Genomic DNA, 8,272 nt, shown 5'->3' with positions numbered 1-8,272 from the left:
GAGTACGCACACGCCAAGCTCGACGCCCTGCGCGGCGGCGCGCTGCTTCAGGCGGATCGCCGCCGACAGCCCGGCCGGGCCGCCGCCGACGATCACCACGTCGTATTCCATCGACTCGCGCGGGCCGTACTGCTCAATGAGACTTGCGGGGGTCATTGATGCTCCTCTTACCGTTAGAATGCTTTTTTCGGGTTCGTATTGTGGGCGATCGATCCCCGCACTGCAACCCGATGAGCGTAGATTAGCACGATCGTTCTATTTCGTGATGCGGTATCGAACCGTCGCGACGGTCCGGCCGCACCCCGTCAACCGCAGTTGTCACCACAACCGAACAAGGAACGACAATGGGCCGTTCGATCAATCTGGAAGGCAAGGTCGCGCTGATCACCGGCGCCTCGAGCGGGTTGGGCAAGCGCTTCGCTCAGGTGTTGTCGCAGGCGGGCGCCAAGGTCGTACTGGCGAGCCGGCGTACCGAGCGTCTGAAGGAGTTGCGCGCGGAGATCGAGGCATCCGGCGGCGCGGCGCACGTCGTGTCGCTCGACGTGACCGACTACCAGAGCATCAAGGCGGCCGTCGCGCATGCGGAGACCGAGGCCGGCACGATCGATATTCTCGTCAACAACTCGGGCGTGTCGACCACGCAGAAGCTCTCCGAGGTCACGCCCGCCGACTTCGAATACGTGTTCGACACGAACACGCGCGGCGCGTTTTTCGTCGCGCAGGAAGTCGCCAAGCGCATGATCATGCGCGGCAACAATGCGCAGAAACCGTCGTACCGGATCATCAACATCGCGTCGATGGCGGGGTTGCGCGTGCTGCCGCAAATCGGCCTCTATTCGATGAGCAAGGCCGCGGTCGTCCATATGACGAAGGCGATGGCGCTCGAATGGGGCAAGCACGGCATCAACGTGAACGCGATCTGCCCGGGTTATATCGACACGGAGATCAACCATCACCACTGGTCGACCGAGCAGGGGCAGAAGCTCGTGTCGATGCTGCCGCGTCATCGCGTCGGCAAGCCGGAAGATCTCGACGGGCTGCTGTTGCTGCTCGCGGCGGACGAATCGCAGTTCATCAACGGTTCGGTGATCGCGGCCGACGACGGCTTCGGGCTCGCCTGAGCGCGTCCGGGCGCGAGCTTTTTTCAACGTTTCAATGCTTCAAGACAGCAGGGAAGAACGGAAGTACAGAATGAGCGATTTTCACGCAGTTTTCGAAATGGCAATGCCGATTCGCTGGGGCGACATGGACGCGTTCGGCCACGTGAACAACACGGTTTACTTCCGCTACATGGAGCAGGTGCGGATTTCGTGGTTCGAGCAGATGGGTTTTCTCGGCGGCACCGAGGGGCAGGGGCCGGTCATCGTCAATGCGTCGATGGAGTTTCTGAAGCAGTTGCACTATCCGGGCGACGTGATCGGCCGGATGTCGGTGGCGACGCCGGGGCGCAGCAGCTTCGATACCGCGTTCGAACTCGTGCGCGCCGACGAACCCGATACGCTGTATGCGCGCGGCGCCGCGCGCTGCGTGTGGATCGACTATGCGGCGGGCAAGTCGGTGCCGGTGCCCGATTCGCTGCGTGCGGCGATCGAGCGTGCGGCGCTCGTGAAGGCGGCCTGACAGCGCACGCTACGCGCGGCGATCCGGTTCTTTCGCTCAATTCCCGAGCAGCCGCTGCAACAACTCGGTCGCGTTCCCCGTTTCGTATTTACGCATGAGCCGCGCGCGGTACACGTCGACCGTGCGCGGGCTGATCTCGAGCACACGGCCGATCTGCTTGCTGGTCTTGCCGGTCACGAGTTGCGCGGCGATTTCGCGCTCGCGTGGCGTGAGTTCCACGGCGACGCGCCGTGTCGCGCTCAGATCCTCGAACGTCCAGACGCCCGCCGCGTGCGGGTCGGAGCGCTGCTGCGCGCGGCCCGTTACGTGGCACCAGAACAGTTCGCCGTTCGCGCGTTTCATGATGCGGTCGTCCGCGTAGCTGCCGTAGGCGGTCATGATCGGCGGAATGCGCGCGCCTATCCGCTCGAATTCATCGGCCGACGGATACAGCACCTGGAACGACTGGCCGATCAGCGCCTCGCGCGCGTAGCCGAAAATCGACGCGAGTTCGTCATTGCAGTCGTCGATAATCCTTTCGCGCGACAGCACGAGTCCGATCGGGGCAAGGTGAAACGCGGCGCGGTAATCGAGGGCGGGCATGGGCGGGCGGCAAGTACTTATGTATTTTTGCGTATTGTGCCGTATGGCGGGGCCAGCGTACTCTTTCGGGCAAATAACGGCGCGGCGCGATGCATACCGGTCGGGCCCGGCGCACGGGTCGCCGCGGATGGCTAGAATGAGGTAGCGGCATCATGGCGATGCCGGATTCGCCGTCAGCGATGCGAGCCGCAACGATCGGGCGGCCGGCGCTCCGGTTTCGGGTTTCCATAGAGGAAGGGACAAACTGATGAACAAGGTCTATCCGGGCGCCGCCGAGGCGCTGAAAGACATCGTCAAGGACGGGCAGACGTTCGCCGTCGGCGGCTTCGGGCTGTGCGGCATTCCCGAGGCGCTGATCGCGGCATTGCGCGATTCGAAGGTGCGGGACATCACCTGCATCAGCAACAACGCGGGCGTCGACGGTTTCGGCCTCGGCCTGCTGCTCGAAACGCGCCAGATCAGGAAGATGATCTCGTCGTACGTCGGCGAGAACAAGGAGTTCGAGCGCCAGTACCTGGCCGGCGAACTCGAACTCGAATTCACGCCGCAGGGCACGCTCGCCGAAAAGCTGCGCGCGGGCGGCTCGGGCATCCCGGCGTTTTTCACGAACACGGGCTACGGCACGCTGATCGCCGAGGGCAAGGAAACCCGCCAGTTCGGCGACAGGCAGTACGTGCTCGAACATTCGCTGACCGCCGACGTCGCGCTCGTCAAGGCATGGAAGGCCGACAAGTCGGGCAACCTGATCTACCGCCGCACCGCGCGCAACTTCAATCCGATGTGCGCGATGGCGGGCCGCATCACCGTCGCGGAAGTCGAGGAGATCGTCGAGGTGGGCGAGCTCGATCCGGACGCGATCCATACGCCGGGCATCTTCGTGCAGCGCATCGTGCTGAATGCGCATCCGGAAAAACGCATCGAACAACGTATCGTCCGCGCGAAAGGAGACTGATCATGGCATGGACTCGTGACGAAATGGCCGCGCGCGCGGCGCAGGAATTGCAGGACGGTTTCTACGTGAACCTCGGCATCGGTCTGCCGACGCTGGTCGCGAACCACGTGCCGCCGGGCGTCGAAGTGTGGCTGCAGTCGGAGAACGGCCTGCTCGGCATCGGCCCGTCGCCGACCGAGGAAGAAGTCGACGCGGATCTCATCAACGCGGGCAAGCAGACCGTGACCACGTTGCCGGGTTCGTCGATTTTCTCGTCGGCCGACTCGTTCGCGATGATTCGCGGCGGCCACATCAATCTGGCGATTCTCGGCGCGATGCAGATCAGCAAGAAGGGCGATCTCGCGAACTGGATGATCCCGGGCAAGATGATCAAGGGCATGGGCGGCGCGATGGACCTGGTCGCGGGCGTCAAGCGCGTGGTCGTGCTGATGGAGCATGTCGCGAAGGGCGACCAGCACAAGATTCTCGAAGAGTGCACGTTGCCGCTGACGGGCGTGGGTGTGGTCGACGAGATCATTACCGACCTCGGCGTGATCGAAGTGACCGATGCCGGCCTGAAGGTGATCGAACTGGCGCCGGGCGTGACGGTCGACGAGATCAAGGCGAAGACCGGCGCGTTGCTCGACGTGAGCGCGGTGAGCTGAGCTTGTGGTGACATTGCCGCTTCGCTTGAGACAGGCGGGGCGGTGATAGGCGGTTTTTGGGGCGGGCGAGACGCGAGTCTCGCCCGTTCTGTTTTTGTGCATTCGAATCTTGCATGCCGTCCTACGTCTTCCGGCTAATCCTTGTCGCGCGGCGAAGCGGTTTACAATCGTCGGCAGATCGAGCACATGATGATTTTCGTTGTGATGTCAGTCATATCGCTGCCGTAGCGAGCTGTGTTCAAGATCCCGCGTTCAGGATCCCGTGTTCAAGACCCATCAGCCGCGCCTTTGCAAGGACCTCAGATGACCGCAACGACTTCCGCTTCCACCGCCGGGCGGCCCGAGCCGCGTCAACGTTACGTGCAGTGCGCGAGCGCCGCCGGGCTGCATCGCGTCGCCTATACCGAATGGGGCGACCCGGACAATCCGCGCGTGCTGGTGTGCGTGCATGGACTTACGCGATCGGGGCGCGATTTCGACCGCCTCGCCGCCGACTTCGCCGAGACCTATCGCGTGGTTTGCCCGGACGTGGTCGGCCGGGGCTTGTCGTCGTGGCTCGCGAACCCCAGCTTATACGGAGTGCCGCAGTTCGTCGCCGACATGGTCACGCTGATCGCGCGGCTCGACGTCGAGAGTGTCGACTGGTTCGGCACGTCGATGGGCGGTTTGATCGGCATGGGGCTCGCCGGTCTGCCCGCAACGCCGATCCGCAAGATGCTGCTGAACGACGTCGGGCCGCACCTCGAACCGGCGGCCGTGAAGCGTATCGGCGACTACCTCGGCAAACCGGTGCGTTTCGAAACGCTGCAGCAAGGTATCGATTACGCCGCTGAACTTGCGCAAAGCTTCGGTCCGCTCACGCCGGACGAATGGCGCGAAATCAATACGCCGCTTTTGCGCGAACAGGACGGTGCGTGGGTGCTGCGCTACGACCCGCGCATCGCGCAGCCGTTTGCCGCGGTGACCGAAGACGCCGCGAAGCTCGGCGAGGCCGCGCTCTGGCATTCGCTCGCAGCGTTCCAGGGACCGGTGCTCGTGGTGCGTGGCGAGCAGTCCGATCTGCTCTCGCGTGAAACCGTCGCGAAGATGGTGGCGAGCGGCCCCGCCGTATCGAGCGTGGAGATTCCCGGCGTCGGACACGCGCCGGCATTTCTCGCGGCAGACCAGATCGCGATCGCGCGGCGGTTCTTCATCGGTGACGGCGCGAACGCGTCATAATATTAGGCTACGCGTGGCATGGACCGTTCGTGGCCCGTGGCGCGCGGAATGCATTTCGACCAACCCACCCGTTCAGGATTTTTTATGGCAGTCATTCGTCATCACGTCGGCAAGCGTCTTTCCGAAATCGCCGTGCATAACGGCACCGTGTATCTCGCGGGGCAGATCGCCGAAGACACGGATCAGGACATCACGGGTCAGACGCGCGAGGTACTCGGCCACATCGACCGTCTGCTGGCTGAGGTGAACAGCGACAAGTCGCAACTGTTGTCGGTGCAGATCTACATCTCGGACATGGTGCACTTCGCCGGCATGAACGCAGTGTGGGACGAGTGGGTCGCGCAGGGCGACACGCCGCCGCGCGCCACCGTCGAGGCGAAGCTCGCGAACCCGAAGTGCCTCGTCGAAATCGTCGTGGTCGCGGCGCAGCGCGGCTAGGCCACGCCCAACGCTGCATGCCCGTTACGCAGTACCGTTGTTGCAATCCCGTTGATTCGTTTGGCCCGGCGGGCCGTCGCACCATGAATACCGAAACCGTTACGAACGCGCCACATCCCCATCCGTCCTTCGACGAAGCGATGGCGTTCGTACGCGAGCATGCGGGCGAGGTGCGGCTGTCGTCGGGCGAATTGCTCGCGGATCACGCGGCGGGCACGGCGTCGATCATGCGCACGCTCAACGTCGATCCGCCGGCCGTGCTGGCCGCGGCGCTGTTTGCGCTGACGCCGCATTTGCGCGATCCCGAGCGCGTGATCGCCGACAACTTCGGCGAGGAAGTCGCGCAACTGGTCGGCGACGTGCGCAAGCTGCTGCGTCTCGGCACGGTCAGCCTGCGCGCGGCGCAGAATGCGATGCCCGAAGCCGGGCGCGATGCGCAGGCCGCGCGCCGTGCCCAGGTCGAGGCGCTGCGCAAGATGCTGCTCGCGTTCGCGCAGGACATCCGCGTGGTGCTGATTCGGCTCGCCTCGCGCCTGCAGTCGCTGCGCTATTACGCGGCGGCAAAAGTCACACCGTCGCCCGACGTGGCGCGCGAGACGCTCGATATCTACGCGCCGCTCGCGAACCGTCTCGGCATCTGGCAACTGAAGTGGGAACTCGAAGATCTTGCGTTCCGCTTCGAAGAGCCGGCCACGTACAAGCGCATCGCGAAGCTGCTCGACGAGAAGCGTGTCGAGCGCGAGAGCTATGTCGCGCAGGCGATCGAACGATTGCAGCAGGAGCTGGCCGCCGCGCATATTCATGCCGAGGTAAGTGGCCGGCCGAAGCATATCTACAGCATCTGGCGCAAGATGCGCGGCAAGGAACTCGATTTCGCCGAGCTTTACGATGTGCGCGCATTCCGTGTGATCGTGCCGGATATCAAGGACTGCTACACCGTGCTCGGTATCGTGCACAACCTGTGGCAGCCGGTGCCGAGAGAGTTCGACGACTACATCTCGCGGCCGAAGCCGAACGGCTACAAGTCGCTGCACACGGTCGTGATCGGCGACGACGGCCGCGCGTTCGAAGTGCAGATCCGCACGCAGGAAATGCATCGCTTCGCCGAATATGGCGTGGCCGCGCACTGGCGCTACAAGGAAGCGGGCGCGCGCGGTTACGGCGGCACCTTCGCGGCGAACGAGAAGTATGACGAGAAGATCGCATGGTTGCGCCAACTGCTTGCGTGGAAGGACGAAGTGTCCGAGGGCGAGCATGGCGCGGAGCGCGCGGCGCAGCCGTGGGAGCAACTGCGTCAGGCCACGCTCGATGACGACCATATCTACGTATTGACGCCGCAGGCGCGCGTGATCCCGTTGCCGCACGGCGCGACGCCGCTCGACTTCGCGTATCACCTGCACAGCGAGCTCGGGCATCGCTGCCGCGGCGCACGCGTCGACGGCGCGATGGTGCCGCTCAACACGGCATTGCAGAACGGGCAGACGGTCGAGATCGTCGCGGTGAAGGAGGGTGGTCCGTCGCGCGACTGGCTCAACCCGCAGCTCGGCTATCTGCAGAGTTCGCGCGCGCGGCAGAAAGTGCGCGCGTGGTTCAACGCGGTCGATTTGCAGGAGCACATCGCGAACGGGCGCGCGATGGTCGAAAAGACCTTGCAGCGCGAGGGCAAGACCTCGGTCAATCTCGATCAGCTGGCGGCGCGGCTCGGCTTCAAGACCACCGACGATCTGTTCTCCGTGGTCGGCAAGGAAGAGTTCAGCCTGCGGCTCGTCGAGCAGGCGCTGCACGATGCGCCGCCGCCCGCGCCCGAGGTCGATGCACCGGAGAAATTCGAGAAGCGCAGCAGCGGTGCGAGCGTCGCGCGCGGCGCGTCCACGGGCGTGCTCGTGGTCGGCGTCGACGCGTTGCTCACGCAGCTCGCGCGTTGCTGCCGGCCGGCGCCGCCCGACGATATCAGCGGCTTCGTCACGCGCGGCAAGGGCATGTCGGTACACCGCAGCGACTGCGCGACGTTCCGCCGTATGGCCGAGCGCGCGCCGGAGCGCGTGCTGCAAACGGCATGGTCGGCGGATGTGATGAGCGGGCGCGGCCACTCGGTCTATCCGGTCGATCTCAGCATCGAAGCGACGGATCGGCAAGGACTGCTGCGCGACATTTCCGAAGTGTTTGCGCGGGAAAAGATGAACGTGATCGGCGTGAAGACGCAATCGCGCCGCAACGCCGCGTTCATGCAATTTACCGTCGAGGTGTCGAGTTCCGCGCAGATTCAGCGCGCGTGCACGCTGCTCGGCGAAGTGACGGGCGTGGTGCGGGCGTCGCGCAAGAACTGAGGCGCGTGATGCGTTGCGAGGGTTTGCAGGGCAAGCGCTCGCGCGTCCGTTCGATGAACGGAAATACTGCTCGCGACCTCAACGTGAAATTTAAAGTCTCCGCATAAAAGTACTTGCCAAGTTTTTCTGGACCCCATATACTCTCGTCTCTTCAGGCTCGTAGCTCAGCTGGTTAGAGCACCACCTTGACATGGTGGGGGTCGTTGGTTCGAGTCCAATCGAGCCTACCAACGAAAAAGAAATTCCGGCTTGGCCGGGGTTTCGCAAACTGCAGTAAGCGCCTTGGCGCAAAAAGGCCGGATACGGCTGAGGGCGAAACGGTTATGGCACCGCGAACGTTGACCGAAACTACTTCGGAGCGACGCTAGTCGAGGACCACTTTCGCCAATGTAGTTTGCAAGAAGTGTGAATGCGGCCCCTCGAAAGCGGGGCCGCATTTTTTTTGTCTTTTTCTTTTTTGACCTGCTTGTATGTGCCGCGCCGGTCGGCAC

The 8,272-nt window shown here is 63.8% G+C and carries 9 protein-coding genes and 1 tRNA gene; 8 read left to right on the top strand and 2 right to left on the bottom strand.

Annotation, left to right across the window (positions count from 1 at the left end; all coding sequences use genetic code 11):
- Positions 1 to 156, bottom strand: a 156-nt coding sequence (locus F3J20_RS09735) for an FAD-dependent oxidoreductase (RefSeq protein WP_167043565.1), incomplete at its 3' end; no start/stop codon positions are given.
- A gap of 188 nt (positions 157 to 344) precedes the next feature.
- Between F3J20_RS09735 and F3J20_RS09730 the strand changes: the two genes are divergently transcribed.
- Both F3J20_RS09730 and F3J20_RS09725 read left to right on the top strand, forming a co-directional pair.
- Positions 345 to 1,121 (top strand): SDR family oxidoreductase, encoded by a 777-nt coding sequence (locus F3J20_RS09730; RefSeq protein ID WP_167043563.1) that lies wholly within the window; start codon positions 345 to 347, stop codon positions 1,119 to 1,121.
- A 70-nt stretch (positions 1,122 to 1,191) separates the two neighbouring features.
- Positions 1,192 to 1,620, top strand: a complete 429-nt coding sequence (locus F3J20_RS09725) for a thioesterase family protein (RefSeq protein WP_240159026.1) — start codon at positions 1,192 to 1,194, stop codon at positions 1,618 to 1,620.
- A 36-nt stretch (positions 1,621 to 1,656) separates the two neighbouring features.
- Here the strand turns inward: F3J20_RS09725 and F3J20_RS09720 are convergent, their stop codons facing one another.
- Positions 1,657 to 2,202: a LuxR C-terminal-related transcriptional regulator gene (locus tag F3J20_RS09720; protein ID WP_167283284.1), complete on the bottom strand. Its 546-nt coding sequence runs from the start codon at positions 2,200 to 2,202 to the stop codon at positions 1,657 to 1,659.
- Between the two features lie 247 nt (positions 2,203 to 2,449).
- On the opposite strand from F3J20_RS09720, the gene F3J20_RS09715 reads away from it, so the two are divergent.
- The 6 genes from F3J20_RS09715 (at position 2,450) to F3J20_RS09690 (ending at position 8,011) form a co-directional block, all read left to right on the top strand.
- Complete coding sequence (locus tag F3J20_RS09715) at positions 2,450 to 3,154, top strand: CoA transferase subunit A (protein WP_167283283.1); 705 nt, start codon at positions 2,450 to 2,452, stop codon at positions 3,152 to 3,154.
- A gap of 2 nt (positions 3,155 to 3,156) precedes the next feature.
- Complete coding sequence (locus tag F3J20_RS09710) at positions 3,157 to 3,798, top strand: CoA transferase subunit B (protein WP_167283282.1); 642 nt, start codon at positions 3,157 to 3,159, stop codon at positions 3,796 to 3,798.
- A gap of 303 nt (positions 3,799 to 4,101) precedes the next feature.
- A complete protein-coding gene (locus F3J20_RS09705) occupies positions 4,102 to 5,016 on the top strand; it encodes an alpha/beta hydrolase (RefSeq protein WP_167043553.1) in 915 nt (304 codons plus the stop codon).
- Positions 5,017 to 5,100: 84 nt separating this feature from the next.
- Positions 5,101 to 5,454 (top strand): RidA family protein, encoded by a 354-nt coding sequence (locus F3J20_RS09700; RefSeq protein ID WP_167283281.1) that lies wholly within the window; start codon positions 5,101 to 5,103, stop codon positions 5,452 to 5,454.
- 83 nt (positions 5,455 to 5,537) lie between these two features.
- Positions 5,538 to 7,781, top strand: a complete 2,244-nt coding sequence (locus tag F3J20_RS09695; RefSeq protein ID WP_167283280.1) for a bifunctional (p)ppGpp synthetase/guanosine-3',5'-bis(diphosphate) 3'-pyrophosphohydrolase — start codon at positions 5,538 to 5,540, stop codon at positions 7,779 to 7,781.
- Between the two features lie 153 nt (positions 7,782 to 7,934).
- A tRNA-Val gene (locus tag F3J20_RS09690) sits at positions 7,935 to 8,011 on the top strand.
- Positions 8,012 to 8,272: the final 261 nt, after the last annotated feature.

The organism is Paraburkholderia sp. Cy-641 (assembly GCF_011752945.1).
Lineage (GTDB): Bacteria > Pseudomonadota > Gammaproteobacteria > Burkholderiales > Burkholderiaceae > Paraburkholderia.
Note: the sequence above shows the minus strand (reverse complement) of the source record. Positions and strands in the feature narration are given on the sequence as shown.

Bases quoted from the DNA above. Each gene is read 5' to 3' on its own strand.
- F3J20_RS09695 (WP_167283280.1), top strand. From the start codon at position 5,538: ATGAATACCGAAACCGTTACGAACGCGCCACATCCCCATCCGTCCTTC.
- F3J20_RS09730 (WP_167043563.1), top strand. From the start codon at position 345: ATGGGCCGTTCGATCAATCTGGAAGGCAAGGTCGCGCTGATCACCGGC.
- F3J20_RS09710 (WP_167283282.1), top strand. From the start codon at position 3,157: ATGGCATGGACTCGTGACGAAATGGCCGCGCGCGCGGCGCAGGAATTG.
- F3J20_RS09725 (WP_240159026.1), top strand. From the start codon at position 1,192: ATGAGCGATTTTCACGCAGTTTTCGAAATGGCAATGCCGATTCGCTGG.
- F3J20_RS09715 (WP_167283283.1), top strand. From the start codon at position 2,450: ATGAACAAGGTCTATCCGGGCGCCGCCGAGGCGCTGAAAGACATCGTC.
- F3J20_RS09720 (WP_167283284.1), bottom strand. From the start codon at position 2,202: ATGCCCGCCCTCGATTACCGCGCCGCGTTTCACCTTGCCCCGATCGGA.
- F3J20_RS09705 (WP_167043553.1), top strand. From the start codon at position 4,102: ATGACCGCAACGACTTCCGCTTCCACCGCCGGGCGGCCCGAGCCGCGT.
- F3J20_RS09700 (WP_167283281.1), top strand. From the start codon at position 5,101: ATGGCAGTCATTCGTCATCACGTCGGCAAGCGTCTTTCCGAAATCGCC.